23 protein-coding genes are annotated in these 26,466 nt (G+C 70.1%); 12 read left to right on the top strand and 11 right to left on the bottom strand.

Going from position 1 to position 26,466, the window contains the following annotated elements; all coding sequences use genetic code 11:
• The first annotated feature begins 33 nt into the window (after positions 1 to 33).
• Together OCJ37_RS07950 and miaB are read left to right on the top strand one after the other, a co-directional pair.
• The gene (locus OCJ37_RS07950; RefSeq protein WP_263113124.1) at positions 34 to 657 is read left to right on the top strand and encodes a glutathione S-transferase family protein; all 624 of its coding nucleotides are present in this window, start codon (positions 34 to 36) and stop codon (positions 655 to 657) included.
• 71 nt (positions 658 to 728) lie between these two features.
• Positions 729 to 2,153 carry a tRNA (N6-isopentenyl adenosine(37)-C2)-methylthiotransferase MiaB gene (gene miaB / locus OCJ37_RS07945; protein ID WP_263113123.1) on the top strand — a complete coding sequence of 475 codons (1,425 nt, stop codon included), beginning with the start codon at positions 729 to 731 and terminating at the stop codon, positions 2,151 to 2,153.
• 166 nt (positions 2,154 to 2,319) lie between these two features.
• Here the strand turns inward: miaB and OCJ37_RS07940 are convergent, their stop codons facing one another.
• Positions 2,320 to 3,111: a helix-turn-helix domain-containing protein gene (locus tag OCJ37_RS07940; protein WP_263113122.1), complete on the bottom strand. Its 792-nt coding sequence runs from the start codon at positions 3,109 to 3,111 to the stop codon at positions 2,320 to 2,322.
• Here OCJ37_RS07940 and OCJ37_RS07935 point away from each other — a divergent pair.
• From OCJ37_RS07935 to OCJ37_RS07890, 10 genes are all read left to right on the top strand, one after another.
• Complete coding sequence (locus OCJ37_RS07935) at positions 3,073 to 4,641, top strand: FAD-binding oxidoreductase (protein ID WP_263113121.1); 1,569 nt, start codon at positions 3,073 to 3,075, stop codon at positions 4,639 to 4,641. The genes OCJ37_RS07940 and OCJ37_RS07935 overlap by 39 nt on opposite strands.
• A gap of 1 nt (position 4,642) precedes the next feature.
• Positions 4,643 to 5,524 carry a class I SAM-dependent methyltransferase gene (locus tag OCJ37_RS07930; protein WP_263113120.1) on the top strand — a complete coding sequence of 294 codons (882 nt, stop codon included), beginning with the start codon at positions 4,643 to 4,645 and terminating at the stop codon, positions 5,522 to 5,524.
• 229 nt (positions 5,525 to 5,753) lie between these two features.
• Entirely contained in the window at positions 5,754 to 6,740 is a 987-nt protein-coding gene (locus OCJ37_RS07925; protein ID WP_263113119.1) for a PhoH family protein, read from the top strand.
• Positions 6,737 to 7,291: a hypothetical protein gene (locus OCJ37_RS07920; RefSeq protein WP_263113118.1), complete on the top strand. Its 555-nt coding sequence runs from the start codon at positions 6,737 to 6,739 to the stop codon at positions 7,289 to 7,291. Before OCJ37_RS07925 ends, OCJ37_RS07920 begins: the two co-directional genes overlap by 4 nt.
• A 73-nt stretch (positions 7,292 to 7,364) precedes the next feature.
• The gene (ybeY, locus tag OCJ37_RS07915; protein WP_263113117.1) at positions 7,365 to 7,850 is read left to right on the top strand and encodes an rRNA maturation RNase YbeY; all 486 of its coding nucleotides are present in this window, start codon (positions 7,365 to 7,367) and stop codon (positions 7,848 to 7,850) included.
• Positions 7,851 to 7,968: 118 nt separating this feature from the next.
• Complete coding sequence (locus OCJ37_RS07910) at positions 7,969 to 8,367, top strand: hypothetical protein (RefSeq protein WP_263113116.1); 399 nt, start codon at positions 7,969 to 7,971, stop codon at positions 8,365 to 8,367.
• Positions 8,368 to 8,425: 58 nt separating this feature from the next.
• Entirely contained in the window at positions 8,426 to 9,022 is a 597-nt protein-coding gene (locus tag OCJ37_RS07905) for a hypothetical protein (protein WP_263113115.1), read from the top strand.
• Positions 9,023 to 9,133: 111 nt separating this feature from the next.
• Positions 9,134 to 10,015: a CorC family transporter gene (locus OCJ37_RS07900; protein WP_263113114.1), complete on the top strand. Its 882-nt coding sequence runs from the start codon at positions 9,134 to 9,136 to the stop codon at positions 10,013 to 10,015.
• Positions 10,016 to 10,065: 50 nt separating this feature from the next.
• On the top strand, positions 10,066 to 11,316 hold the full coding sequence (locus OCJ37_RS07895; protein WP_263113620.1) for a lipoprotein N-acyltransferase Lnb domain-containing protein: 1,251 nt from the start codon (positions 10,066 to 10,068) through the stop codon (positions 11,314 to 11,316).
• Between the two features lie 25 nt (positions 11,317 to 11,341).
• The gene (locus OCJ37_RS07890; protein ID WP_263113113.1) at positions 11,342 to 12,334 is read left to right on the top strand and encodes a magnesium and cobalt transport protein CorA; all 993 of its coding nucleotides are present in this window, start codon (positions 11,342 to 11,344) and stop codon (positions 12,332 to 12,334) included.
• Positions 12,335 to 12,528: 194 nt separating this feature from the next.
• Here the strand turns inward: OCJ37_RS07890 and OCJ37_RS07885 are convergent, their stop codons facing one another.
• The 10 genes from OCJ37_RS07885 to OCJ37_RS07840 form a co-directional block, all read right to left on the bottom strand.
• Positions 12,529 to 13,893, bottom strand: coding sequence for an NAD-dependent succinate-semialdehyde dehydrogenase (locus tag OCJ37_RS07885; RefSeq protein ID WP_263113112.1), 1,365 nt, complete (start codon positions 13,891 to 13,893; stop codon positions 12,529 to 12,531).
• 209 nt (positions 13,894 to 14,102) lie between these two features.
• Positions 14,103 to 14,957 (bottom strand): ABC transporter permease subunit, encoded by an 855-nt coding sequence (locus tag OCJ37_RS07880; protein WP_263113111.1) that lies wholly within the window; start codon positions 14,955 to 14,957, stop codon positions 14,103 to 14,105.
• Positions 14,954 to 15,919, bottom strand: a complete 966-nt coding sequence (locus OCJ37_RS07875) for an ABC transporter permease subunit (RefSeq protein WP_263113110.1) — start codon at positions 15,917 to 15,919, stop codon at positions 14,954 to 14,956. The genes OCJ37_RS07880 and OCJ37_RS07875 overlap by 4 nt, the downstream gene beginning before the upstream one ends.
• Positions 15,916 to 17,076, bottom strand: coding sequence for an ABC transporter ATP-binding protein (gene potA / locus OCJ37_RS07870; RefSeq protein WP_263113109.1), 1,161 nt, complete (start codon positions 17,074 to 17,076; stop codon positions 15,916 to 15,918). Before potA ends, OCJ37_RS07875 begins: the two co-directional genes overlap by 4 nt.
• A gap of 116 nt (positions 17,077 to 17,192) precedes the next feature.
• Positions 17,193 to 18,683: an efflux transporter outer membrane subunit gene (locus OCJ37_RS07865; protein ID WP_263113108.1), complete on the bottom strand. Its 1,491-nt coding sequence runs from the start codon at positions 18,681 to 18,683 to the stop codon at positions 17,193 to 17,195.
• 7 nt (positions 18,684 to 18,690) lie between these two features.
• Complete coding sequence (locus tag OCJ37_RS07860) at positions 18,691 to 20,172, bottom strand: DHA2 family efflux MFS transporter permease subunit (protein ID WP_263113619.1); 1,482 nt, start codon at positions 20,170 to 20,172, stop codon at positions 18,691 to 18,693.
• Positions 20,173 to 20,270: 98 nt separating this feature from the next.
• A complete protein-coding gene (locus OCJ37_RS07855) occupies positions 20,271 to 21,476 on the bottom strand; it encodes an HlyD family secretion protein (RefSeq protein WP_263113107.1) in 1,206 nt (401 codons plus the stop codon).
• Between the two features lie 430 nt (positions 21,477 to 21,906).
• Positions 21,907 to 23,037, bottom strand: coding sequence for an extracellular solute-binding protein (locus OCJ37_RS07850; RefSeq protein WP_263113106.1), 1,131 nt, complete (start codon positions 23,035 to 23,037; stop codon positions 21,907 to 21,909).
• A 162-nt stretch (positions 23,038 to 23,199) separates the two neighbouring features.
• Positions 23,200 to 24,327: a polyamine ABC transporter substrate-binding protein gene (locus OCJ37_RS07845; protein WP_263113105.1), complete on the bottom strand. Its 1,128-nt coding sequence runs from the start codon at positions 24,325 to 24,327 to the stop codon at positions 23,200 to 23,202.
• A 100-nt stretch (positions 24,328 to 24,427) separates the two neighbouring features.
• Positions 24,428 to 25,792 carry an aspartate aminotransferase family protein gene (locus OCJ37_RS07840; RefSeq protein ID WP_263113104.1) on the bottom strand — a complete coding sequence of 455 codons (1,365 nt, stop codon included), beginning with the start codon at positions 25,790 to 25,792 and terminating at the stop codon, positions 24,428 to 24,430.
• Between the last annotated feature and the right edge of the window lie 674 nt (positions 25,793 to 26,466).

Genomic DNA, 26,466 nt, shown 5'->3' with positions numbered 1-26,466 from the left:
CCTAGCATGGGCTCACACCCAGGAGAACCCGCCATGCCCACCGCCGACCGCCACGTGACCCTGTACCACAACCCCAAATCGCGCTCCAAGGGCGTGCTGATCCTGCTCGAGGAACTCGGCGCCGACTATGCGATCGAGCGCCTGGACCTGCAGAAGGGCGAGCAGCTGGCGCCGGAGTACCTGGCGATCAACCCGATGGGCAAGGTCCCGGCCATCGTCCACCTGCAGGCGCCCATCACCGAACAGGTGGCGATCTACCAGTACCTGGCCGACCTGTACCCCGAGGCCGGGCTGGCCCCGGCGATGGGCGACCCGCGCCGCGGGCCCTACCTGCGCTGGCTGGCGTTCTACGGCTCGGCGTTCGAGCCGGCGGTGCTCGACCGCGCGCTCAAGCGCCAGGCGCCGCCACGGATGCTCTCGCCCTATGCCGACTGCGACACGGTGATGGGCGTGGTCGACGACCAACTGGCGCGGGGCGACTACCTGCTCGGCGAGCGCTGCACCGCCGCCGACGTGCTGTGGGGCAGCGCGCTGGGCTGGATGATCGCCTTCGGCCTGATGGACCCGCCGGCGCCGACCCGCGCCTACGTCGAACGCATGGCCGCACGGCCGGCGGTGCAGCGCGCGCAGGCGATCGACGCGGCCGCCGAGGCCTGACCCGCCTGCGCGGGGCGCCCGGCGCGGGTAGACTAGTCGGCTTCCCTTTCCACCCGCCTGGATTAAGCGCCATGACCGGGACCGTCCTGCATCCCCTGCCCTCCGCCGGCACGCCGGCCGCTGCGCTGCCGGTGCGCGGCAAGCTGTACATCAAGACCCACGGTTGCCAGATGAACGAGTACGACTCGGCCAAGATGGCCGACGTGCTCGCCGCCGCCGAGGGCCTGGAGCTGACCGACAACCCGGAGGAAGCCGACGTGGTGCTGGTCAACACCTGCTCGATCCGCGAGAAGGCGCAGGAGAAGGTGTTCAGCCAGCTCGGCCGCTGGAAGGCGCTCAAGGCCGGCGGCAAGCCGGTGATCATCGGCGTCGGCGGCTGCGTGGCGTCGCAGGAGGGCGAGGCGATCGTCAAGCGCGCGCCGTACGTGGACCTGGTGTTCGGCCCGCAGACCCTGCACCGCCTGCCGGAACTGATCCGCGCGCGGCGCGAATCGGGCAAGTCGCAGGTGGACATCAGCTTCCCCGAGGTGGAGAAGTTCGACCGCCTGCCCGAGCCGCGCGCCGAGGGCCCGTCGGCGTTCGTGTCGATCATGGAGGGCTGCTCCAAGTACTGCTCGTTCTGCGTGGTGCCCTACACCCGCGGCGAGGAGATCAGCCGGCCGTTCGAGGACGTGCTGGTGGAAGTGGCGCAGCTGGCCGCGCAGGGCGTGCGCGAGATCAACCTGCTCGGCCAGAACGTCAACGCCTACCGCGGGCCGTACGCCGACGCCGAGGCCGGCGAGCAGCCGCAGTACGCCGACCTGGGCCTGCTGATCCGCAGCATCGCGCAGATCGAGGGCATCGGCCGCATCCGTTTCACCACCTCGCATCCGCTGGAGTTCAGCGACTCGCTGGTGGACGCCTACCGCGACGTGCCGCAGCTGGCCAACTACCTGCACCTGCCGGTGCAGGCCGGCAGCGACCGCATCCTCAGCGCGATGAAGCGCGGCTACACCGCGCTGGAGTTCAAGCAGAAGATCCGCAAGCTGCGCGCGGTGCGCCCGGACATCTCGATCAGCTCGGACTTCATCGTCGGTTTCCCCGGCGAGACCGACGCCGACTTCGACAAGACCATGAAGCTGATCGAGGACGTGGGCTTCGACCAGAGCTTCTCCTTCATCTATTCGCGGCGCCCGGGCACGCCCGCCGCCGACCTGGAAGACGACACGCCCGACGCGGTCAAGCACGCGCGGCTGGCGCGGCTGCAGGCGCACATCAACGCGCATTCGCTGCAGATCTCGCGCGAGATGGTCGGCAGCGTGCAGACCGTGCTGGTCGAAGGCCCGTCGAAGAAGAACCCGGCCGAGCTGACCGGCAAGACCGAGAACATGCGCTCGGTGAACTTCCCCGGCCACCCGCGCCTGATCGGCCAGTTCGTCGAGGTGGCGATCACCGAGGCGCTGAGCAATTCGCTGCGCGGGCGCCTCACGGCGGTGGACACGACGGCTGGCATCTAGGCGACCGCGGTGTCGCGACCGGCCGGCGCGTGCGCCGGGCCGCGCGACGCATGACCGGCATCGCCGATAGCGCAGCGGGGCGATCGCTGGTTCATGAAGTGGGGTATGGCGTGGGTTGGGGCCGCAAGACCTCGCGTCCGCAAGGCCCGCACCGGCGACGAAAGCGCTACGGTGCTCTGGCACGCCGGCGACCGCCGCGCGCCGGCGTGGCGGAGACGGGCGTGTCGGCCACGCGCAGGCTGTTGGCCAGCGAGAATACCCATGGCCGCATCGCCACCAGCATGCCGACGCTGCGCCGGCGTTCGTGCGGCAGGCTGACATCCACGTCCGCCGCCTCGCGGAATTCGACCACCAGCCGCTCCAGCTTGCGCCGCAACGTGGCGATCGAGGCATCGCCCAGTTCGCGGACCTCCAACGCCAGCAGCGCCTGCGGCGCATCGAACGCGTCCTGCATAAATTCCTGGCTGGCGGCAGCCAGGTAACGCGCCCGCACCGGGCCGTCGTCGCGCCAGGAAAAGTCGCGCGCTACCCGCAGGCGGGTGCGGTCGCCCGGAAGCAGTTCGATCAGGCCGACCCGGTCCAGCCGCGCCAGCAGTTGCACCAGCTCGGCATGCGCCATCCCGTAGTCGGTGGCGATCGCCTCGCTGCGCCAGCCCTGGCACAGCATGTGGAAGACCATCATCAGGCGCGGCGCATCGGCCAGCGCCTGCTCCTGGCGCAGGCTGAGCAGGCGGCGGGACTGGCGGGTGCCGCTGGCCGCGCGCGCCAGTTCGAAGAAGTCGATCTCCAGCACCTCGCAGATGCGCTCCAGCCGATCCAGGTCCATCCGCCCGGTCGACAGAATGCGCTTGATCGTCGGCTCCGACACGCCGACCGCGGCGGCCAGATCGGCGTAGCGCCAGCCGCGCTCCTTGAGCAGTTGCTTCAGCGCAGCCAGCAGGCGTTCGCGTTCGAGCATGGATGCATCGTCGTGACGGGTGCGACGCACGGTATCACAAGGCGATACCTTGAGCGCCACGGTTGCGCCTTGCAATACCCGCTGGCACGTTTGCCCGATCTCCTCATTCGGCTCGAATCCATGTCACCGTCCCCGCTCCCGCGCCACGCCGAATGCGGCGAACGACTGCTCAACGACGTGCATTCGCGGCTCAATGCCACGCCCGTGCGCCTGCTGGCGCCGACCACGCAGGCGGAGGCCGTCGCGATGGTGCGCGCCTGCGCCCAGGGCGGCCACAGCCTCATCGCCGCCGGCGCCCGCCACGCCATGGGTGGGCACCAATTCCTGTCGCATGGCTGCGTGCTGGACACCTCGGCCCTGGACCGGGTCCTCGCATTCGATGCGGAGCGCGGACTGCTGACCGTCGAAGCCGGCATCCGCTGGCCGGCGCTGCTGGCATGGCTGCGCCAGCATCCGGGCAACGCACGCGGCTGGACCATTCGGCAGAAGCAGACCGGCGCCGACGACTTCAGCCTCGGCGGCGCCTTCGCCGCGAACGTGCACGGCCGCGGGCTGCGCTATGCGCCGTTCGTGGAGGACGTCGAATCGGTGACGCTGGTCGACGCGTGCGGCCGCTTGGTACATGCCAGCCGCGATACGCAACCGCGGCTGTTCGCCTTGGCTGCCGGCGGCTACGGGCTGTTCGGCCTGGTGGTGCAACTCACCTTGCGGCTCACGCCGCGCCGGGTACTGCAGCGGTGCGTGCGCCTGCAGCGGGTGGCCGGCCTGCCGCACGCGTTCGAGCAGGCGATCGCCGACGGCGCCTGCTACGGCGATTTCCAGTTCGCCATCGATCCGGCCAGCGACGACTTCCTCGATCTGGGCGTGCTGTCGTGCTACTACCCGGCGCCGACCGCGGCGGTCGCCGCGCCCGTGCAGCTGCAGGCCGACGATTTCGTCCGGCTGCTGGGCATGGCGCATACCGCGCCCTCGCGCGCGTTCGACGAATACGCCAGGTTCTACCTGGCCACCGACGGCCAGCATTACCACTGCGATACGCAGCAAAGCGGCGTCTATCTCGGCCACTACCACGCGGCGGTGGATCGCAGCCTGGGCCATCGCGGCTCGGACATGATCACCGAACTCTATGTGCCGCGCGCATGCCTGTCCGGGTTCATGGCCCGCGCCGCTGACAGCCTGCGCCGCTGCGCCGCGCAGCCGGTCTATGGCACGGTGCGCCTGATCGAACCCGACCCCACCAGCATGCTGTGCTGGGCGCGCGAGAACTGGGCCTGCATCGTCTTCAACCTGCACGTGCCGCACCACCCGGCGGGCCTGGCGCAGGCAGCCGACGCGTTCCGCGCACTGATCGACGATGCGCTGCACTTCGGCGGCAGCTATTACCTGACCTACCACCGCTGGGCTACGTCCGCCCAGCTGCAGGCCGCGCATCCGCGCATCGACGCATTCCTCGCCGCCCAGCGCGAATTCGATCCACGCGGCCGGTGGCGCAGCGACTGGTATCGCCACATCGTCGCGGCGCGCAGCTGACATGCCGCGGCTGTCCACCGCACAGGTGCTCGCGGCGGCGGCCGTGCTGCAGGCGCGCGCCGGCGCCGCGGCCTTGCCATGGAACGCGCGCGTGGCCGAGGCCTGCCTGCGCCACGGCGGCGGCGTCGGCAACGGCCTGCTGCGTGCGACCGGTTCCCGACTGGGGCGTTGCCTGCTGCGATGGCTCGAGTACGCGCTGGTACCGGGGATCGGCGCGCACTACGCATGGCGCAAGCGTCGGATCCGCGCCTGGGCCGAACGCGCCTGCGCCGAGGGAATGCGGCAGGTGGTGATTCTCGGCGCCGGTTTCGATGCCCTGGGCGTGGACCTGGCGAACCGCACCCCGCACCTGCATGTCTACGAAATCGATCTGGCGCCCGGGATCGCGATCAAGCAGCGTGCGCTGACGTCGCTGGGGATCGAGCAACCGCGCCTGCATTTCGTGGCGCTGGATCTGGCGCAAGCGTCGCTGCCGGTCTCGCTCGCCGGCGCTGCGCATTTCGCCCCCTCGGCGCCCACGCTGGTGATCGCCGAGGGCGTCCTGATGTATCTGCCCGCGCCGGCGGCGATCCGGTTGCTGCATGGGCTGGCCGGGTTTCTGCGGCAGGCGCGCTGCATCGCCACCGCGATGCAGACGCGCGGCGACGGTCGCGTGGATTTCCTGCACGCGCGCCCCTGGCTGCGTCGCTGGCTGCGCTGGAGCGGCGAGCCGTTCCGCTGGGGATGCAGCCGCGCGGCATTGCCGGCGACATTGCTGCCGGCGGGACTGGTGGTGGACACGCTAGCCGACCCCGACGATCCCGCCGACCCGGATCCGTGTCCAGGAGAATGGCTGTTCGCTGGCGACCTGTCGCCGGGTCCAGCGCCGGTCGCTGACCACTGACCCAAGCGCCGTCGCGCGGGCCGTGGCGGCGCGTCTTTCCGCTACACGGGCACTTGGCGTGCGGCGCGCTGCCGTATTCGCGACCGGCGCGCATTGTTTTCCTGCCGGAACGCCACGGCGCCGCCGCGACGCAGCGCGCGTCGCCTGTTCCTTCACAGCCGCGCGCGCTACGCTCTCCCTCCCTGTCCAACGACGCTGGCGTCGCATTGCGCGCCGCGGACGAACCTCGATGACCATCCCCGCACAACGCGATTTCACCCTCGAACCCGCCGACACCGAACGCCTGGCCAACCTGGCCGGCCCGTTCGACGCGCACCTGCGCCAGATCGAACTGCGCCTGGGCGTGGAGATCTCCAACCGCGGCAACGTCTACCGGGTCACCGGCCCGGCCACCGCGGTCGCCGCCGCCGAGACCCTGCTGCAGGCGCTGTACGCCGAGGCCGAGAGCGTCGTGTTCGACGACCAGGCGATCCACCTGCGCCTGACCCAGGCCAACGTCGATCATGTCGCGCAGCGCGCCTACGAACCGCAGGAAGTGGCGATCAAGGTCAAGCGCGGCACCGTCCGCGGCCGCGGCGCCAACCAGGCCAAGTACCTGCACCAGATCACCACCCACGACATCAACTTCGGCATCGGCCCGGCCGGCACCGGCAAGACCTTCCTGGCGGTGGCCAGCGCGGTCGAGGCATTGAACGAATCGCGCGTGCAGCGGCTGATCCTGGTGCGCCCGGCGGTGGAGGCCGGCGAGAAGCTCGGCTTCCTGCCCGGCGACCTGAGCCAGAAGGTCGATCCCTACCTGCGCCCGCTGTACGACGCGCTGTACGAGATGCTCGGCGTGGAGAAGGTGGTCAAGCTGCTGGAGAAGAACGTCATCGAGATCGCGCCGCTGGCCTACATGCGCGGACGCACGCTCAACGATGCCTACGTGATCCTGGACGAGGCGCAGAACACCACCATCGAGCAGATGAAGATGTTCCTGACCCGGCTCGGCTTCGGCTCCACCGCGGTGGTCACCGGCGACCTGACCCAGATCGACCTGCCCAAGCACGTCAAGTCCGGCCTGCGCGACGCGATCGAGGTGCTGCACGAGGTCGAGGGCGTCAGCTTCACCTTCTTCGAGGCGCGCGACGTGGTGCGCCATCCGCTGGTGGCGCGCATCGTCAACGCCTACGAGAAGCGCGACATCACCGACAAGCTGACCGGTCCGGCGGCATGACGCCACGCTGGCCGGGCATCGCGCTGGCCGCCCTGCTCGGCGCGGCCGGCAGCGACGTCGGCCTGGCGCAGGCGCCGGCAGCGATCCCGGAAACGCAGCAGCGCATCGCCACCGCCCAGCGCATGGCGCCGCCGTGCCTGTCGATCGCGGTCGAACGCGCAACCATCAGCCTGTCGGGCCATGAGCTCGTGCGCGCCGCCCAGGCCAGGCGCGCTTCGGCCACCGCGCCAGCGGACGATGCGCAGCGGCTGGCGTGGATCGCAGGCGGGCGCGCGCAGGCGTTGCTGGCCGTGGCCAGCGACGAACGCGACCGCTTCGGCTGCACCCTCCTCGACCGCGAGCACGTGCCCGCCGACGGCCTGTACCTGGTGGGACGCCTGCTCGAAGGCGGGCACGCCGCGGTGTGGACCGACGCGCCGCCGGGCCTGGCCGCCGCGATCGAGGTCACGCGCAGCAACCCGCAGTGCCAGCACGGCCCGATGGGCAACGTCGTCTACCGCATGGCCGCCGGCGGACCGCCGTTGCTGATGCTGATCGAGTGCGTCACCTGACACTGGAAGTCGCAGTGAAGCGCCGCACTTGCGATACTGTCGGCTCCTGTCCGCTCCGAATTGCCGTCTCGCCATGACCAAAGGTCCGGTCCGCCTCGATGTCGGCGTCAGCTACGCCCTGCCCCGCGCCGGCCTGCCGGCGGCGGCGAGCTTCCGCAAGTGGGTGGCCGCGGCGCTGAAGGGCCGCATCCGCGAAGCCGACCTGGCGATCCGCCTGGTCGACGCCAAGGAGGGCCGTTCGCTGAACCACCACTACCGCGGCAAGGACTACGCCACCAACGTGCTCAGCTTCCCGGCCGAACTGCCCGAGGGCCTGCCCAAGGGGGTCAAGCTGCCGCTGCTCGGCGACCTGGTGATCTGCGCGCCGGTGGTGGCGCGCGAAGCCGCCGAACAGGGCAAGCCGCTCAATGCCCACTACGCGCACCTGACCGTGCACGGCGTGCTGCACCTGCTCGGCTGGGACCACGAGGACGACAAGGAGGCCGACGCGATGGAGCAACTGGAGCGCGAGATCCTGGCCGACCTGGGCGTGGGCGACCCTTACGCCGGGGAAGGCTGAGCCGTCGAACACGGCGCGTTTCGGACAACTGCCGAGGTAGACACGGATGCTCGAATCAGGCCCCCCCGCACCGCATGGAACCGGCCACGCCGCGGCGCGAACGCGCGGGATCGCGGTCGTGCTGTGGGGTCTCAGCCTGAGCGCCTACCTCTATCTGGGCGCGATCCGCCCGGCGCCGCGCTTCGCGGGCACCGGCACCTTGCCCGAGCAGCACCTGCCCTGGCTGGGCGCGCTCGCCCTGCTGGCGCTGGCGACCACGCCCAGCGCCTGGCGCTGGCTGTACCTGCGCAGGCACCCGGAGGCGGGCGGCGGCACGGTGCGTATCGCCCCCCGCGCCGGACGGGTCGCGCTGCTGTTCCCGTTGTCGATCGTCGCCTGGCTGTGCTGCCGGCAGCTGAGCCAGCAGCTCGACAGCGACGGCATGTTGGCTGCGCTGTCCGTGCTGTACCTGACCAGCGCGTTGTTGACCCTGCCCAGCGCGAGCGCATGGCTGGTCAAGCGCCGGCGCGGACGGTAACGTTGCCGCGCGGCCGCTGCGCCGCCCTGCCCCGTTCTCCGGCCCGAGGTCCAGCGCGTTGATCCGTCCATCGTTCGTCCTGCTCGCGCTCGCGCTCGCGTCCGCGCTGCCCGCGGCCGCCGCGCCTGCGCCCGCACCCGCATCCGCGCCCGCCATCGACCTGCCGGCGCTGCTGGAATGCCGCCAGCGGGTGGCCGACTTCACTGCGCTGGGGCCGCTGCTGGCCGATCCGCTGAAGGCGGTGGCGCAGGGCTGGCGGCCGTTGCCGCAGTCCAACCTGTTCATGAGCGAATACGAACTGGTGCGGCCGATCCAAGTGTTCGGCCACAGCACCACGCGCATCGCGGTGGCCGGCGCCAGCGTGATGGCGATCCTGGACCTGGCCGATCCGCGCCCGCTGGCCACCCAGCTGCAGCTGGAGGCGGCGGTGGACACGCCGGAAAAGGCGATGTTCGGACGCGAGGTGGTCAGCCGCGACGTGACCGATCCGAAGACCGGCGAGCCGATGATCGAATCGATCATCCTCAGCCTGTCCACGGTGAAGTCGCACCCGGGCAAGACCCTGGCCGGTTGCAGCTACAGCCTGGACCTGCCCGAGGACCCGGACGCCGCGCCGGCGCCGGACCCGCTGCACGCACCCGCCAGCGACGGCTGAGCCGTGTCCGTGCGCGCCGCCGCGGCCGCCGCCGGCGTCGCGGCTCTGTCCCATTGGCCCTGCTAGACTTGCGCGCATCGCCCGGCCGACCGGGTGCCGTATCCACAGAACATGTCAGAAGACGACTCTAGTAGCTCCCCTCCGGAAACCCACGAAAAACGCCGCGGCTGGCTGGAACGCCTGAGCTCGGTCTTCTCCGGCGACCCGCACACCCGCGACGACCTGGTCGAGGTGCTGCGCGACGCCCAGCACGACGGGCTGATCGCCGCCGACACCCTGCGCATGATGGAAGGCGCGCTGTCGGTGTCCGAACTCACCGTCGGCGACGTGATGGTCTCGCGCTCGCAGATGGTGTCGCTGTCGGCCGAATCGCGCTTCCTCGACCTGATGAAGCAGGTGGTCGAATCCGGCCACTCGCGCTTCCCGGTACACGGCGAGAACAAGGACGACATCCTCGGTATCCTGCTGGCCAAGGACCTGCTGCGCGGCGTGGTCGCCGACCACGGCCCGGGCACGGTGCGCGAACTGCTGCGCCCGGCGGTGCTGATCCCCGAATCCAAGAAGCTCAACGTGCTGCTCAAGGAGTTCCGGCTCTCGCGCAACCACATGGCGATCGTGGTCGACGAATACGGCGGCGTCGCCGGGCTGGTCACCATCGAGGACGTGCTGGAGCAGATCGTCGGCGAGATCGACGACGAGCACGACGACGCCGAGGACGAGGCCTCGCTGATCGCCGCGCAGGCCGACGGCCAGTACGTGGTCGATGCGCTGACCCCGATCGAGGATTTCAACGAACGCTTCGGCGCCGACTTCCCCGACGACGACTACGACACCGTCGGCGGCCTGGTCACCGAGGCCATCGGCCATCTGCCGGAAACCGGCGAGGAACTGACCCTGGGACGCTTCGCGTTCCGCGTGGCCCGCGCCGACGCGCGCCGGGTGCAGGCGTTCCACGTCACCATCCTGCCGCCCGGCCCGCAGGAAGACGCTTGATCGGCCGTCGTTCGCCGCGCCTGCCGGCGCGTGGCTGGCCGCAGTGGCTGCTGGGCGCGCTGCTGGCCTGCTGCGCCGCGCTGGCGTTCGCGCAGGCCGGCAGTGCCGACCTTGCCGCGCCGCCGGCGCCGGCCCCGGCTTCCGCCGCAACGCCGGGCGCCGCCGCGCTTGGCACCGACGCCGACGCGCCGGCGCCGCGCATCGGCGTGGCCACGATGCAGCCGGGCGAGGTGTTCTTCGAACGCTTCGGCCACGACGCGATCGTGGTGGTCGACCCGCGCAGCGGCCAGGCCACCTCGTACAACTTCGGCTTCTTCGACCCCAGCGAGCCGGACTTCGTCGGCCGCTTCGCCGCCGGCGACATGCGGTACTACCTGGTCGCGCTGCCGCTGCAGGAGGACCTGGCGCAGTACCGCGACGCCGGCCGCGGCGTGGACATCCAGTGGCTGGACATGGAGCCGGCGCAGGCGCGCGCGCTGCAGGCCGCGCTGGCCTGGCGCGCACGCCCGGAAAACGCGCGCTACCGCTACGACTACTACACCGCCAACTGCGCCACCATGGTCCGCGACGCGCTGGACCGGGCGCTGGACGGCACGCTGCACGCGCAGCTGTCCGGGCGTTCGCGCGGCAACACCTACCGCAGCGAATCGGTGCGCCTGGCCTCGCCGGCGCCGTGGATGTGGCTGGGCTTCGACCTGGGCCTGGGGCCGTTCGCGGACAAGCCGCTGTCGCGCTGGGAAGAGGCGTTCGTGCCGATGCGCCTGGCCGAGAGCCTGGGCGAGGTGCGCAACAGCGCCGGGCGCCCGCTGGTGCAGGCGCGCCAGCAGCTGCTGCCGCAGCGGCTGGCGCCGGAACCGCCGGAGCAGGTGCGGCACTGGTGGCCGTGGCTGCTGGTCGGCCTGGCCGCGGCGGCAGGCGTGCTGGCGCTGGGCCGTCGGCCGCGCCGGCTGGCGGCGCTGGCGCTGCCGTTCTGGCTGCTGTGCGCGCTCGGCGGCGGCGTGCTGCTGTACCTGTGGGGCTTCAGCGACCACCGCGCCGCCTGGGCCAATCGCAACCTGCTGCTGCTCGACCCGCTGTGCCTGCCGCTGCTGCTCGGCGCGGCGACGCTGCTGCGCGGGCGCCAGCCCGGGCGCTGGTTCGGCGTGCTGCTGTGGCTGGTGGTGGCGCTGGCCGGCGCGGCGCTGCTGATCCACTGGCTGTCGATGCTGCAGCCGCAGTTCAACCTGCAATGGATCGCCCTGCTGCTGCCGGTGCATGCGGCACTGGCCTGGGCGTTCACACGGCGCCGCTTGCAGCGCTGATCCCGCCCGCGCACGATTCCCGCCCATGGCCTCCGTCCCCGAAAATCCCGCCTGCGTCATCAACTGCGTGCACTACGACGGCCAAGGCCGCCGCCACGACATCGCCCTGGAACGGATCAGCGACGTGCTGGCCGAGCCCGACGGCTTCGTCTGGGTCGGCATGTACGAACCCGGCGACGACGTGCTGCAGAAGCTGCAGGAAGAATTCCAGCTGCACGACCTGGCGATCGAAGACACGCGCATGGCGCACCAGCGGCCGAAGGTGGAGGCCTACGGCAACTCGCTGTTCCTGGCGGTGCACACCGCGCAGGTGATCGACGAGCGCATCGTCTACGGCGAGACCCACGCCTTCCTCGGCGCGCGCTTCCTGCTGACCGTGCGCCACGGCGCCTCGCTGCCGTACGCGCCGGTGCGCGAGCGGCTGGAACGCGAGAAGGCGCTGATGCTGCTCGGCCCGTCCTACGCGCTGTATGCGGTGCTGGACTACATCGTCGACAACTACCAGCCGATCCTGGACGAGTTCCGGCAGAGCCTGGAACGGCTGGAAAAGGACATCTTCGCCGAGGCCTACCGGCGCGACACCGCGATCCGCCTGTACGAACTCAAGCGCGAACTCAACCAGATGCGCCTGGGCGTGGCGCCGCTGCAGGACGTGCTGGCCCACCTCAAGCGCAATCCCGGCCCGCTGATCCCCGACGAAGTGCGGCTGTACCTGCGCGACGTGCTCGACCATGCGGTACGCACCAACGAGGCGATCGACACCTTGCGCGAGATGCTGGGCACCGCGCTGAGCGTGAACCTGTCGCTGGTGACCCTGGCCCAGGGCGAGACGGTCAAGCGCCTCGGCGCCTGGGCCGCGCTGCTGGCCGCCCCGACCCTGATCACCAGCTGGTACGGCATGAACTTCCAGCACATGCCCGAACTCGACTCGCCCTGGGCCTACCCGCTGACCATCGCCGGCGTCGGCGCGGTCTGCCTGGGGCTGTACCTGGCGTTCAAGCGGGCGCGCTGGCTGTAGGGCCGGGATTCGGGATTGGGGAATCGGGATTCGCAACAGCGGCGGTCTGGCCGCTGACGCGAACGGAGATAGCCCGACTCGCCGCAAGCACACGCTGCGGTGAGTACCGCAGTGCAAGCTAGACCGTCGCTGCTCGTCTCAGGAACCGGGACCCGCTTTTGCGAATCCCCAATCCCGACTCCCGAATCCCGGCCTCACCCCACATAGACCGACTTGATGTTCATGAACTCGTGAATGCCGTGCTCGGCCAGTTCGCGGCCGAAGCCGGAGCGCTTGATGCCGCCGAACGGCAGGCGCACGTCGCTCTTGACGATGGCGTTGACGAAGGCGGCGCCGCACTGCAGCTGGCGGGCGACGCGCTCGCCGCGGGCGCGGTCGGCGCTCCACACGCTGCCGCCCAGGCCGAAGCTGGTGTCGTTGGCCACGCGCACCGCCTCGGCCTCGTCGGCCACGCGCAGGATCGCGGCGACCGGGCCGAACAGTTCCTCGTCGTAGGCGGGCATGCCCGGCGCCACGTGGTCCAGGATCGTCGCCGGGTAGCCGGCATGGGTGCCGGTGTCCGGCGCGCCGCCGAGCAGCGGTTTGGCGCCCTTGGCGATGCTGGCCTGCACCTGCTTGTGCAGTTCGTCGCGCAGGTCCTGCCGCGCCAGCGGCGCCAGCGTGGTCGCCTCGTCCTGCGGATCGCCGAGCCGGCGCTCGGCCGCGGCGGCGACGAAGCGGCGCACGAATTCGTCGGCGATGGCCTCCACCACCACGAAGCGCTTGGCCGCGATGCAGGTCTGCCCGGCATTGTCGAAACGCGACTTCACCGCCGCGGCCACGGTGGTGTCCAGGTCGGCGTCGTCCAGCACCACGAAGGCATCGCTGCCGCCCAGTTCCATCACGCACTTCTTCAGCTGCCCGCCGGCATTGGCGGCGATCGAGCGGCCGGCGCGCTCGCTGCCGGTCAGCGTCACCGCGGCGATGCGCGCATCGCGCAGCACCTCGGCGGCCTGGTCGTTGTCGATGTGCAGCACGTCGAACACGCCGGCCGGAATGCCCGCAGCGGCCAGCGCCGCGTGGATCGCGTCGGCGCAGCGCGGCACGTTGCTGGCGTGCTTGAGCAGCGCCACGTTGCCGGCCATCAGCGCCGGCGCCAGGAACCGGAACACCTGCCAGATCGGGAAGTTCCACGGCATCACCGCCAGCACGCAGCCCAGCGGCTCGTAGCGCACGTAGCTGCGCTGCGCGTCGGTGGCCACCGGCACGTCGCGCAGGTAGTCGGCGGCGTGCTCGGCGTAGTAGTCGCAGGCGTCGGCGCACTTGTCGATCTCGGCCAGCGCCTCCTTGCGCAGCTTGCCCATCTCCGCGGTCATCACCCGCTGGATCTGCTCGCGGCGCGCGCGCAGCTGCACGCCGACCTGGCGCAGCAGCGCGCCGCGCTGCTCCAGCGGCGTCGCCGCCCATGCCGGGAACGCCTGCGCGGAGGCGGCCAGGCGTTGCTCGACGGCGGCGGCGTCCATCAGTTCGAGCGAGTATTCGACCTTGCCGGTGGCGGGATTGACGGTGTCGTGAGGCATCGCGACGGACTCCTGGAAAAAGTCCGCCCAGCCTAGCGCCGCGAAGGTTGCGGCGGCGTGGCGATGGCGCCGAAGGGATGGACCACAGCGTTCCGCGCGGCCGGCGACATTGTAGGAGCGGCTTCAGCCGCGACAGGGATTTCCCGCAGCCGACAGCTTCCGGCGCCGATGTCGCGGCTGAAGCCGCTCCTACAGAAACGCGAAGCCCCCTAGCCGCCCTGCTGCAGCGCCAGCTGGATGTCGCGCTGGCGGCGCTTCTCGCTGCGCGCCATCAGCCACCAGCCGACGAAGGCGGCGATCGACACCGCCAGCACCATCAGCGTGGCCAGCGCGTTGATCTTCGGCTTCAGGCCCATCCGCACCGAGGAGAACACGGTCATCGGCAGCGTGGTCGAGTTGGGGCCGGCGACGAAGTTGGCGATCACCACGTCGTCCAGCGACAGGGTGAACGCCAGCAGCCAGCCGGACACCAGTGCCGGGGCGATGATCGGCAAGGTGATCAGGAAGAACACCTTGAGCCGGTTCGCGCCCAGGTCCATCGCCGCCTCTTCCAGCGAGCGGTCCAGTTCCTGCAGCCGCGAGGACACCACCACGGTGACGAAGGACAGGGTGAAGGTGACGTGCGCGGCCCAGATCGCGGTGACGCCCTTGGGCGGGATGCCGATCAGCCCGCCCATCGACACCAGCATCATCATGATCGACAGGCCGATGATCACCTCCGGCATCACCAGCGGCGCGGTCACCAGCGCGCCGAACAGGCTCTTGCTGGGGAAGCGGCGGAAGCGGGTCATCACCATCGCCGCCAGCGTGCCGATCACCATCGACGCGGTGGCGGTCCAGAACGCCACCTTCAGGCTGATCCACGCCGCCTGCAGGATCTGCCGGTCGCGCAGCAGTTCGCCGTACCACTTGGTCGAGAACCCGGCCCATACCGTGGCCAGCTTCGAGGCATTGAACGAGTACACCATCAGCAGCAGGATCGGCAGGTACAGGAAGGCGAAGCCGCCGCCCAGCACCGTCCAGCGCAGCAACCGCCCGCCGCGCAACGCGCCCGCGCCGCTCACGCCTGCCCACCTTCGAGCTGGCGCTGCTGGTAGCGGTTGAAGACCAGGATCGGCAGCATCAGCAGCGCCAGCATCGCGATCGCCACCGCCGAGGCCGCCGGCCAGTCGCGGTTGTTGAAGAACTCGCCCCACAGCACCCGGCCGATCATCAGCGTGTCCGGCCCGCCGAGCATCTCCGGGATCACGAACTCGCCCACCGCCGGGATCATCACCAGCATGCAGCCGGCGACGATGCCGGCGCGCGACATCGGCAAGGTGATGGTGAGGAAGGCTTTCCACGGCCGCGCGCCCAGGTCGTAGGCGGCCTCGAGCAGGCGGTGATCCAGCTTGACCAGGGTCGCGTACAGCGGCAGCACCATGAACGGCAGATAGCAGTAGACGATGCCGATGTAGGCGGCGATCGGCGTGTACAGGATCCGCAGCGGCGCATCGATCAGCCCCAGCGCCAGCAGCGTGCGGTTGAGCACGCCGTTGCTGTCGAGGATGCCGATCCAGGCGTAGACCCGGATCAGGAACGAGGTCCACGACGGCAGCACCACCAGCATCATCGCGATGTTGCGCGACGCCGGCGACATGCGCGCGATCACGTAGGCCATCGGGTAGCCGATCAGCAGGGTCAGCGCGGTGGAGATCCCGGCGATCTTGATCGAGCCCCAGTAGGCGGCGATGTACTGGCTGTCGCGGAACAGCGCCAGGTAGTTCTGCAGGGTGAACTTCAGCGTCAGCACGCCGTCGCGGTAGTCCAGCAGCGCGCTGTAAGGCGGGCTGCTGATCGCCTGCTCGGCGAAGGAGATGCGCAGCACGATCAGGAACGGGATCGCGAAGAACAGCAGCAGCCACAGGTACGGCGCGGCGATCACCGCCCAGCGCGCGCCGGGCAGGCGCCGCAGGCGCTGCAGCAGCGAACGCCGCGGCGGCGCGGACGGCGCGGCAGGCACGGCCGGGGCGGCGGGCGCGCTCATGCGGTCAGCACCACGCCGTCGTTGTCGGCCCACCACACCCACACCGCATCGCCCCAGGTCAGGTTGTCGCTGGCCCAACGCTGCTGGTTGGCGAAGTTGGCCATCAGCTTGAAGCCGCTGGGCAGGCGCACGTGGTAGACCGAGTGGCTGCCGAAGTAGGCGATGTCCTCGATCGTGCCCTGCGCCTTGTTGTAGGGCTGCGCCGGCGCGTCCTTGCCGATGCCCAGCTTTTCCGGGCGCACCGCGAAGGACACCGGCTGCCCGGTGATGCCGGTGATGCCGTGGCCGACGTAGATGCTGTCGGCGAACGCGCCGGTGCGCAGGGTCACGTAGTCCGGCAGGTCCTCGTCGATGACCGCGTCGATCAGGTTCACCGAACCGATGAACTCGGCGGCGAAGCGGTTGGCCGGCTGCTCGTAGATCTCGTCCGGGGTGCCGACCTGCTGGATCCAGCCGGCGTCCATCAGCGCGATGCGGGTGGCCATGGTCATCGCCTCCTCCTGGTCGTGGGTGACCATCACGCAGGTCACCCCGGAGGTCTCGATGATGTTGACCAGTTCCAGCTGCATCTGCGAACGCAGCTTCTTGTCCAGCGCGCCCATCGGTTCGTCCAGCAGCAGCAGTTTCGGCCCCTTGGCCAGCGAACGCGCCAGCGCCACGCGCTGCTGCTGGCCGCCGGAGAGCTGGTGCGGCTTGCGCTTGCCGAGCTTGCCCAGCTGCACCAGGTCCAGCATCTCGCCCACGCGCCTGGCGATGGCATCGCGCGACAGTCCGTCCTGCTTCAGCCCGAAGGCGATGTTCTGCTCCACCGTCATGTGCGGGAACAGCGCGTAGGACTGGAACATCATGTTGAGCGGGCGCTCGTACGGCGGCAGGCCGTCCAGCGGCTGGCCGTCGAGCACGATGCGGCCGCGGCTGGGCTGCTCGAACCCGCCCAGGCAGCGCAGCAGCGTGGACTTGCCGCTGCCCGAGCCGCCGAGCAGCGCGAAGATCTCGCCCTTGCGGATGTCCAGGTCGACGTCGTCCAGCGCGACGAAGCCGTCGAATTCCTTGCGCAGGCCGGCGATGGACAGGTAACCGCTGCCCTTGGCCGGCGGCGCCGCGGCGGCCGCAATCGCCGCCGGCGGAAGGTCGGATCTCGCTTCGCTCAACGCCATCTGTCGCTCCCGTGGAAGACCCGCGCATGCGCGCTCGCCGATCGTGCCGGGCGCCGCGTGGCCGACCCCAGTGTAGCCGCGGCCGCCGCATCGGCGATACCGCGGCGCAGGCGTTTTTATTGCGCCTGTGCCGGCGGCGGCGGCGGCGCCCAGCCCAGGCCCAGGCTCTTCTGCAGCGCCACGTAGCGCAGCAGCACCTGGATGCGCGCCTGCACCGCGCTGTCCTGCGCCGAGGCCTGCTGGCGCTGCACGTCCAGCGCATCGATCAGCGACGAGGCGCCGGCGGCGTAACGCTGTTGCAACAACGCCGCGGAACGGTCCGCCGAGGCTTCGGCCTTGGCCGCGGCCAGCGCCTGCTGGCGCGCGGCGCCGAACCGCGCCAGCGCGCTGTTGGCGTCCTGCAGCGCCGCCAGCACGGTGCCTTCGTAGGCGGCCAGGCGCGCCTCGTTGCCGGCGCGGGCCTGTTCGACCTTGGCCCTGGTCGCGCCGAAATCGAAGATCGACCAGCGCAGGAACGGCGCCACCACGCTGTTGACCGCATCGCTGCCGAGGTCGCCCGGCGAGGTCGCGGCCATGCCGATGTTGCCGAGCAGGGTCACCTGCGGGAAATACGCGCTCAGCGCCTGCCCGATCTGCGCCGACGACGAGGCCAGCTGGCGTTCGGCGCGGCGCACGTCCGGGCGGCGGCGGATCAGCGATCCGGCATCGTCCACCGGCACCACCGCCGGCAGCGTCGGCAGCGGCCGGTCCGCGGCCAGCGTGGCGTCGAGCGCGCCCGGCTCGCGGCCGATCATCAGCGCCAGCTGGTCCAGCGCTTCCTTCGCCTGCGCCTGCAGGTCCGGCAACACCGCCTCCTGCTGCTGCAGCTGTGCCTGGGCGCGCTCCACCTGCAGGTCGGCGTCGGCGCCGCGCTCGCGGCGCTGCCGGGTCAGCTGCAGGGTCCGCCGCGCCGCCTCCAGGTTGCGCTGGGCGATGGCGATGCGCTCGCGGGTGCCGCGGTAGCCCAGGTAGGCCTGGCCCACTTCGGCGGCGAGCTGCACCTGGGTGTCGGCCAGCTCGGCCTCGTCGGCCTGCGCGTCGGCCAGCGCGCCTTCGCTGGCGCGGCGGCGGCGGCCGAAGAAATCCAGTTCCCAGCTGGCGTCGAAGCCGACGCTGTACAACTCCGCGCGCGGATCGATCGCCAACTGCTGGCCGGCGCCGGCGGCGATGGAGCCCAGGCCGTCGGCCAGCGCGTCCGGCGCCCTGGCATTGAGGTAGGCGGCATTGGCGCCGACGCTGGGCAGCTGTTCGGCATGGCGCTGCCGCACCAGCGCGCGCGAGGCGCGCAGCCTGGCCTGCGCCGCGCGCAGGTTCGGACTGTTGTGCAGCGCCTGCTCGACCAGGCTGTTCAACTGCGGGTCCTGCAACGCCTCCCACCAGCGCTGCGGCGGCGGCGCCGGCACCACGCCGGCGGCCGCGGCGTCCGCATCGGCGCGGTGCAGCCGCGGCTGCGCCTGCGCCGCCTCGGCCACCGGCGGCGGCTTCACGTAGTCCGGGCCGAGCACGCAGGCCGACAACAGCAGCGGCAGCGCGGCGGGAACGAGAACGCGGGAAAAGCGCTGGGCCATGGAATCCTCAATGCATCGCGAGCGGAGCGCCGCCCTTGGGCAGCGGTTTGAGCAGGAACGCCAGCGGGATCGTGCACACCACGATCACCCCGAAGATCCAGAACAGGTCGTTGTAGGTCATCACCAGCGCCTGCTGCTGCACCAGCCGCGCCAGCTGCGCCACCGACTGCATCGCCGCGCCGGCGCCGGCGCTGGACTGCAGCTGCGCGGCCAGGCCATGCAGGTAGTCCTGCGCCAGCGGCGAATTGGCGCTGGTGTTGCTGCCGATCATCTGCGTGTGCAGCACCATGCGCCGCTCCTGGAAGGTGGAGATCAGCGCCAGGCCGATCGAGCCGCCCATGTTGCGCGCGGCGTTGAACAGCCCGGAGGCGTCGCCGGCCAGGTCCGCCGGCACCGACGAGATCGCCGCCTGGTTCAGCGACATCATCGCCAGCGCCAGGCCGCAGCCCTGCAGCAGCTGGCCGGCCACGAAATGCATGCCGACCGAATCGGCGCTGAGGTTCATGTTGACGAAGCAGGCGACGGCGAAGCAGCTCAGCCCGCCGATCACCAGGATGCGCACGTCCACGCTGGTCAGCATCTTCGGCATCAACGGCATCAGCAGCACGGTGGGCACGCCGGACAGCAGCACCACGTAGCCGGACTGCTCGGTGTTGTAGCCGGAGATCGTGGCCAGGAACTGCGGGATCATGTACATGACCCCGAACAGGATCATGCCCACCGCCATCACCATCACGAACACCGCGCTGAAACTGCGCTGGCGCAGGATCGACAGGCGGATCACCGGCTGCCGGCTGAAGAACTGCGAGGCGCCCAGGGCGACGAAGCCGACCAGCGACACCACGCTCAGCAGCACGATCTCCGAGGATTCGAACCAGCGTTCGCGCTGGCCTTCCTCCAGCACCACGGTCAGCGCGCCGAGCCCGGCGGCGAGGCCGAAGATGCCGAGCCAGTCGGCGTCGAGCAGCCCGCGCAGGTTCATGCGCTCGTGCGGCAGGCCCAGCAGCAGCAGCGCCACCAGCCCGGCGCAGACCGGCACGTTGAGGAAGAACGCGTAGTGCCAGCTGACGTTCTCGGTCAGCCAGCCGCCGAGCAGCGGCCCGATCACCGGCCCCAGGATCACGGTCATGCCGAACAGCGCCGTGCCCAGGGTCTGCTGTGCCGGCGGCAGGCGGGTGGCGACGATGGTCAGCGCGGTGGGGATCAGCGCGCCGCCGGCGAAGCCCTGGCCGACGCGGCCCAGGATCATCATGGTCAGGCTGTCGGACAGCCCGCACAGCACCGAGAAGAAGGTGAACAGCAGCGCGCAGATCAGCAGGAAGTTGCGCAGCCCCAGGGTGCGCACGAACCAGCCGGTCAGCGGGATCATCACGATCTCGGCGACCAGGTAGGCGGTGGAGATCCAGGTGCCCTCGGTGCCGCTGGCGCCGACCTCGCCCTGGATGGTCGGCAGCGCGGCGTTGACGATGGAGATGTCCAGCGTCGCCATGAACGAGCCGATGGTGCCGGCAGCCACCGCCAGCCAGGCGCCGGTGTCGGCCTTCTGCTGTACGCCTGCGCCCGCCGCCGGGGCAGCGGCCGCCTCGCTCACGGCTTGGCCCCGCCCTGCTCGCCTTCCTCCTCGACCCGGTCCTTGGCGTCCTTGGCCCCGCGCGTGTCCACCGTGACCGTCACCGACATGCCCGGCACCAGCACCTTGCGCGCCTCGGCGCCGGCCTTGAGCCGGATCCGCACCGGCACCCGCTGCACGACCTTGGTGAAGTTGCCGGTGGCGTTCTCCGGCGGCAGCAGCGCGAACTGCGAACCGGTGCCCGGGGCGATGCTCTCGACCACGCCGTCCAGCTCGACCCCGGACAGCGCATCGACCTCGATCCGCGCCGGCTGCCCGGGCCGCATCAGCCCGACCTGGGTTTCCTTGAAGTTGGCGCTCAGGTACAGCGCATCCACCGGCACCACGCTCATCAGCCGCGTGCCGGCGGCGACGAACTGGCCGACCTGCACGGTCTTGTCGCCGATGCGGCCATCGATGCGCGCGGTGAGCCGGGTGTCCTCCACCGCCACCTGCGCCTGGTCGGCGTCGGCCTGCGCCTGCTGCAGCCCGGCACGGGCCTGGTCGAGCTGCGCGCTCGCGCCCTGCACCTGGCTCTCGGCGGCGGCGACCTGCGCCTTGGCCGCGTCGTACTGGGCCTGGGCGCGATCGCGGTCGTGGACGATGCTCTCGTAGTGCTCGTGGGTATCGGCGCCGGACGCGGCCAGCGGCGCGAAGCGCTTGGCCTCGGCCTGGGCGAAGCGCAGGCTGGCCGCGGCCGCGGCGACCTGGGTGCGCGCCTGCAGCAGCGTCGCGCGCTGCGCCTGCAGCCCGGCCTCGGCGGCGGCGATGTCGGCCTGGCGCACCGCGACCACGGCCTGCGCCTGCTGCTGGGTGGCGCGGTAGGTGCGCTCGTCGATCTGCAGCAGCGGCTGCCCGGCCTTCACCGTCTGGTTGTCGCCGACGAACACCGCGGTCACGTAGCCGTTGACCCGCGGCGCCACCGCCACCGAATCGGCCTGCAGGTAGGCGTTGTTGGTTTCCTGCAGGTAGCGGCCGGTGGTCAGGTAATAGATCAGCCACACCACCAGGCCGATCGCGACCGCCAGGCCGATCAGCAGCAGCGTCCATTTGACCTTGGGATTCTTCAGCGGCGACGGCTTGTCGGGCTGCTTGCCGTCGTCCTGGGGCGGTGTGGCCCGGCCGCCGTCGTCCGAAGCCGCCTGCCGTTGCGTCTGCGTGGGATCTGGGTCGTGGGTGCTCAAGTCGCGGATCCTGGGGAAGGAGTGGGGACCGTCGGCGCAGCTGCCTGGCAGGGGCATGGCCGTGCACCGCACCAGCCGGCCCCTCCACCAGACGGTGGCGTACGGACTGCGCAAGTATCTGTACCGGCGAGTCCAGATTGTGTGAATGCGCCGATGGCGGCATTCAGTGCGCCGGCACGTCGTCCTGCTCGCCCGGACGCGTCACCCCTGCCTGTGGCAGCGACCCACGCCTCTCCTTCTCCCCTCGGGACAAGGTGCCCGCAGGGCGGATGAGGGTACGGGCAACACGCACGCGATCGGGCGTTGCGAAGCTGTGGGATGACGACAGCGCTCGATCCCAGCCTTCAACTTCCCGGCACCGCCGTACCCTCACTCCTCCCCCTCTCCCGCGGGGAGAGGGGGATCATGGCTCCGATGGGCCCGCCTTCGCTCAGCGCCCGGTCTTCAGCTCGGTCCACAGCCTGGTGTACTGGCGGTCCACTTCCGGCGGCATCACCGCCAGCGCGAACAGCTTGGCCTGCACTTCCGCCGGCGGATAGATGGTGCGGTCGCCGCTGATCGCCGCGTCGATCAGCGGCAGCGACTTGGGCACCGCGTTCGGATAGCTGACGAAGTTGGTGTTGGCCGCGGCCACTTCCGGGGTCAGCAGGTAGTTGATGAACTGGTAGGCGCTCTCCGGATGCTTGGCGTCCTTGGGGATGGCCAGCATGTCGAAGAACTGCAGCGCGCCTTCCTTCGGGATCGAATAGGCGATGCGCACGCCGTTCTTGGCCTCCTCGGCACGGTCGCGCGCCTGCAGGATGTCGCCCGACCAGCCCACCACCAGGCAGGTGCTGCCCTTGGCCAGCGCGTCGATGTACTGCGAGGAATGGAAGTTCTGGATGTAGGGGCGGATCTCCCTGAGCTTGGCCGCCGCCTTCTCGATCACCTTCGGGTCGGTGCTGTTCGGGTCCTCGCCCAGGTAGTGCAGCACCGTCGGCACGATCTCCGAGGCGGTATCCAGGAAGGTCACCCCGCAGTCCTTGAGCTTGGCCAGGTTCTCCGGCTTGAACACCAGGTCCCAGCTGTTCACCACGTCGGTGCTGCCGAACGCGGCCTGGATCCTGTCGACGTTGTAGCCGATGCCGGTAGTGCCCCACAGGTACGGCACCGCGTAGGTGTTGCCCGGGTCCTGCTGGGCGATGCGCTGCATCATCGCCGGATCCAGGTTGGCCAGGTTCGGAATCTTGTTCTTGTCCAGCGGCAGGAACACGCCGGCCTGGATCTGCCGGCCGAGGAAACTCAGCGACGGCACCACCACGTCGTAGCCGCTGCCGCCAGCCAGCAGCTTGGCTTCCAGCACCTCGTTGCTGTCGAACACGTCGTAGGTGACGTGCACGCCGCTGAGCCGCTCGAAACCGGGCACGGTGCCCTCGGCGATGTAGTCCGACCAGTTGTAGACGTTCAATTGCCTGGCATCGTCGGCGCCGGCCGTTTCCGCCGCGCCGCTGTCCTGGCCCGATCCGCCGCAACCGGCCAGGCACAGCACCGCCACCATCCCCGCTATCGCTCGCCGCTTCATCAATCGTCTCCCATGCCGCCCGTGGCGGGCAGCGGTTGGCGGGACGCCGCACGTGGCGCGCATCCCGGTGGTCCTCCCCGTTGGCGGCCGCGCGCGGCGCGGCCGTACTGCGTGCAGGCGCCGCGCCGCCGCGCCGCGCCATGGACCACGGACGCGACCGGCTCAGCGGCCGGTCTTGATCTCCGTCCACAGGCGGGTGTACAGCTTGTCCACCTCGGGCGGGTTGATCGAATAGGTGAACATCTTCGCGGCCACGTCCGGCGGCGGATAGATGGTCGGGTCATTGCGGATCGCCGCATCCACCAGCGGCGTCGCCTTCGGCACCGGATTGGCGTAGTGGATGAAGTTGCTGTTGGCCGCAGCCACCTCCGGCGTCAACAGGTAGTTGATGAACTTGTAGGCGTTCTCCGGATGCTTGGCGTCCTTCGGGATCGCCAGCATGTCGAACCACTGCGGCGCGCCTTCCTTGGGAATCGAATAGGCCACGTGCACGCCGTTCTTGGCTTCCTCGGCGCGGTCGCGCGCCTGGATGATGTCGCCCGACCAGCCCACCGCCAGGCAGGTGCTGCCGTTGGCCAGCGAGGTCACGTACTGCGAGGAGTGGAAGTTCTGCACGTACGGGCGGATGCTCTTGATCAGCGCCGCGGCCTTCTCGATCTTGGCGCTGTCGGTGGTGTGCGGGTCCTCGCCCTGGTAGTGCAGCGCGATCGGGATCAGGTCCGAGGGCGTGTCGAGGATGGTGACGCCGCAGTCCTTGAGCTTGGCGATGTTCTCCGGCTTGAACACCAGGTCCCAGCTGTTGGCGACGTCGGTGCTGCCGAACGCGGCCTTGACCTTGTCCACGTTGTAGCCGATGCCGGTGGTGCCGACCATGTACGGCATGCCGTACTTGTTGCCCGGGTCCTGCTGCGCGATGCGCTGCATGATCTCCGGATCCAGGTTGGCGATGTTCGGGATCTTGCTCTTGTCCAGCGGCAGGAACACGCCGGCCTGGATCTGCCGGCCGAAGAAGTTCAGCGTCGGCACCACCACGTCGTAGCCGCTGCCGCCGGCCAGCAGCTTGGTCTCGACCATCTCGTCGCTGTCGAACACGTCGTAGGTGACCTTGACCCCGCTGGCCTGCTCGAACGCCGGCACGGTGTTCTCGGCGATGTAGTCCGAATAGTTGTAGACGTTGAGGACCTGGTCCTCGCCCGCCGCCGCGGGCTTGCCGCCCTCCCCGCCGCCGGAACCGCCACAGGAGGCGAGCAGCGCCGCAGTGAGGGAAAGAGTGAGCAGTCGCAGCTTCATTGCAGGTCTCCGCAGGTCCATGGGGGGAAGATCGGAAGATACACGCCACGACGCCGCGCGGCCGCCTCTAGACTACCAATCCAGGGCGGCCGGCGCCGGCCTATTTGCCCAGCGCCTGCGCGGTGTCCTCCAGCGCCAGCCAGGCCTTGTCGAACAGCTCGTCGACCTGGGCGCGGCTGAGGATCAGCGGCGGCGACAGCAGCATCGCGTCGTTGGTCGCGCGCAGGATCAGGCCGCGGCGCAGGGCGTGGTCGCGGCACAGCGCGCCGACCCTGCCGCGGTCGGGAAAATAGTGCCGGCGCGGCTTGTCCGGGACCAGTTCGAGCGCGCCGATCATGCCGACGATGCGCGCCTCGCCGACCAGCCGGTGCTCGCCCAGCTCGGCCCAGCGCTGCGCCAGGTACGGCGCGATCTCGCTGCGCGCGCGTTCGACGATGCCCTCGTCCTGCAGCAGGCGCAGGTTCTCCAGCGCCACCGCCGCGCACACCGGATGCCCCGAATAGGTGCAACCGTGCGCCAGCTCCCCGCCCTGCTCCTTCAGCACCGTGGCCACGCGCTGGCCGAACATCGCCGCGCCCAGCGGGATGTAGCCGGAGGTGATGCCCTTGGCGATGGTCATCACGTCGGGCTGGAAGCCGAAGTGTTGCGCGCCGAACCACTCGCCGGTGCGGCCGAAGCCGCAGATCACCTCGTCGGCGACCAGCAGCACGTCGTAGCGGCGGCAGATGCGCTCGATCTCCGGCCAGTAGCTGCGCGGCGGGATGTAGACGCCGATCGCGCCCATGATCGGCTCGCCGATGAACGCGGCCACGCGCTGCGGGCCCAGTTCCAGGATCTTGTCCTCGAGCCGGCGCGCGGCCAGCAGGCCGTATTCCTCCGGGTCCAGGTCGCCGCCGTCGCCGAACGGGTATGGCGGATCGATGTGGTGGATGTCGGGGATCGGCAGCCCGCCCTGGCGGTGCATGCCCTTCATGCCGCCGAGGCTGGCGCCGGCCATGGTGGTGCCGTGGTAGCCGTCGTGGCGGCCGATGAAGATGCTCTTCTGCGGCTGGTCCTGCACCGCCCAGAAGTGGCGCACCAGGCGCAGGATGGTGTCGTTTGCCTCGGAGCCGGAGTTGGTGAAGAAGGCATGGTCGAGGTCGCCGGGGGCCAGTTCGGCGAGCTTGGCGGCCAGGCGGATGGTCGGTTCGGTGGTGCACTGGAAGAAGCTGTTGTAGTACGCCAGCTGCTCCATCTGCCGCGCCGCGGCCTGGCCGAGTTCCTTGCGCCCGTAGCCGACGTTGACGCACCACAGCCCGGCGAAGGCGTCGAGCAGTTTGTTGCCGTCGGCATCCCAGACGTAGGCGCCGTCGCCGCGGGTGAGGATGCGCGTGCCCTTCTGGGCCAACGCGGCGTTGTCGTTGAACGGGTGCAGGTGGTGCGCCGCATCCAGGTCCTGCAGGGTCCGCGTTTCTATCCGATCCATGTCCACTCCGTGCTCGTTGCTGTGGCTGTTGCTGCTGCTCTTACTGCTCTTGCTCTTGCTCCTGTGCTTGTTCTTGTTCTTGCTGTTCCTGCTCTTGCTGTCGCTTTGGCTGTCGCTTTGGCTGTTGCTTGGCTGTTGTTGTTGCTTTTGACTTACCGGGTTCCCTTCCGCAGCGGCGGCCATGGCGGGGAAAAACCCCGAAGGGGCGGCGCACAAGGATGTGCGCCGTTCGCGGCAGGGGCAGGATGCCCCTTCCGCGAATCCCCGCCATGGACGCGGACCTGGAGCGCGCAGCGCGGAAGGCGCGAGGCAGGGCGCGCTTTCTTTTGGTTACTTTTCTTTGCGCGAGCAAAGAAAAGTGACTCGCGCCAAAGCGCGAAAGCTTTTGCCTTTGCCTCTGTTTTTGCCTTCGTAAGCCCTGAGCAACAACAAGAGCATATGGAGCAGGAGCAGAGCTTCCGCTGCGCGGGTCACTTTTCTTTGCTTGTGCAAAGAAAAGTAACCAAAAGAAAGCACACCCTGCCTGCGCGCCCTCCGCGCTGCGCGCTACGGGTCCGCGAACCAGACGGGATCCGCGGAAGGGGCATCCTGCCCCTGCCGCGGACGGCGCACATCCCTGTGCGCCGCCCTTCGGGTGTTTTCCCGCCTGGTTCGCCGCTACGGAAGGGAACCCG

Source organism: Xanthomonas sp. AM6, assembly GCF_025665335.1.
GTDB lineage: Bacteria > Pseudomonadota > Gammaproteobacteria > Xanthomonadales > Xanthomonadaceae > Xanthomonas_A.
This window is presented reverse-complemented; position numbering and strand designations above follow the sequence as displayed.

What these genes read in the sequence shown, in the direction of transcription:
- OCJ37_RS07920 (WP_263113118.1), top strand. Translation starts at nt 6,737, where the DNA reads ATGACGCCACGCTGGCCGGGCATCGCGCTGGCCGCCCTGCTCGGCGCG.
- OCJ37_RS07860 (WP_263113619.1), bottom strand. Translation starts at nt 20,172, where the DNA reads ATGGCGACGCTGGACATCTCCATCGTCAACGCCGCGCTGCCGACCATC.
- ybeY (WP_263113117.1), top strand. Translation starts at nt 7,365, where the DNA reads ATGACCAAAGGTCCGGTCCGCCTCGATGTCGGCGTCAGCTACGCCCTG.
- potA (WP_263113109.1), bottom strand. Translation starts at nt 17,076, where the DNA reads ATGGCGTTGAGCGAAGCGAGATCCGACCTTCCGCCGGCGGCGATTGCG.
- OCJ37_RS07940 (WP_263113122.1), bottom strand. Translation starts at nt 3,111, where the DNA reads ATGCTCGAACGCGAACGCCTGCTGGCTGCGCTGAAGCAACTGCTCAAG.
- OCJ37_RS07865 (WP_263113108.1), bottom strand. Translation starts at nt 18,683, where the DNA reads ATGGCCCAGCGCTTTTCCCGCGTTCTCGTTCCCGCCGCGCTGCCGCTG.
- OCJ37_RS07900 (WP_263113114.1), top strand. Translation starts at nt 9,134, where the DNA reads ATGTCAGAAGACGACTCTAGTAGCTCCCCTCCGGAAACCCACGAAAAA.
- OCJ37_RS07950 (WP_263113124.1), top strand. Translation starts at nt 34, where the DNA reads ATGCCCACCGCCGACCGCCACGTGACCCTGTACCACAACCCCAAATCG.
- OCJ37_RS07845 (WP_263113105.1), bottom strand. Translation starts at nt 24,327, where the DNA reads ATGAAGCTGCGACTGCTCACTCTTTCCCTCACTGCGGCGCTGCTCGCC.
- OCJ37_RS07930 (WP_263113120.1), top strand. Translation starts at nt 4,643, where the DNA reads ATGCCGCGGCTGTCCACCGCACAGGTGCTCGCGGCGGCGGCCGTGCTG.
- OCJ37_RS07840 (WP_263113104.1), bottom strand. Translation starts at nt 25,792, where the DNA reads ATGGATCGGATAGAAACGCGGACCCTGCAGGACCTGGATGCGGCGCAC.
- OCJ37_RS07890 (WP_263113113.1), top strand. Translation starts at nt 11,342, where the DNA reads ATGGCCTCCGTCCCCGAAAATCCCGCCTGCGTCATCAACTGCGTGCAC.
- OCJ37_RS07875 (WP_263113110.1), bottom strand. Translation starts at nt 15,919, where the DNA reads ATGAGCGCGCCCGCCGCCCCGGCCGTGCCTGCCGCGCCGTCCGCGCCG.
- miaB (WP_263113123.1), top strand. Translation starts at nt 729, where the DNA reads ATGACCGGGACCGTCCTGCATCCCCTGCCCTCCGCCGGCACGCCGGCC.
- OCJ37_RS07925 (WP_263113119.1), top strand. Translation starts at nt 5,754, where the DNA reads ATGACCATCCCCGCACAACGCGATTTCACCCTCGAACCCGCCGACACC.
- OCJ37_RS07885 (WP_263113112.1), bottom strand. Translation starts at nt 13,893, where the DNA reads ATGCCTCACGACACCGTCAATCCCGCCACCGGCAAGGTCGAATACTCG.
- OCJ37_RS07850 (WP_263113106.1), bottom strand. Translation starts at nt 23,037, where the DNA reads ATGAAGCGGCGAGCGATAGCGGGGATGGTGGCGGTGCTGTGCCTGGCC.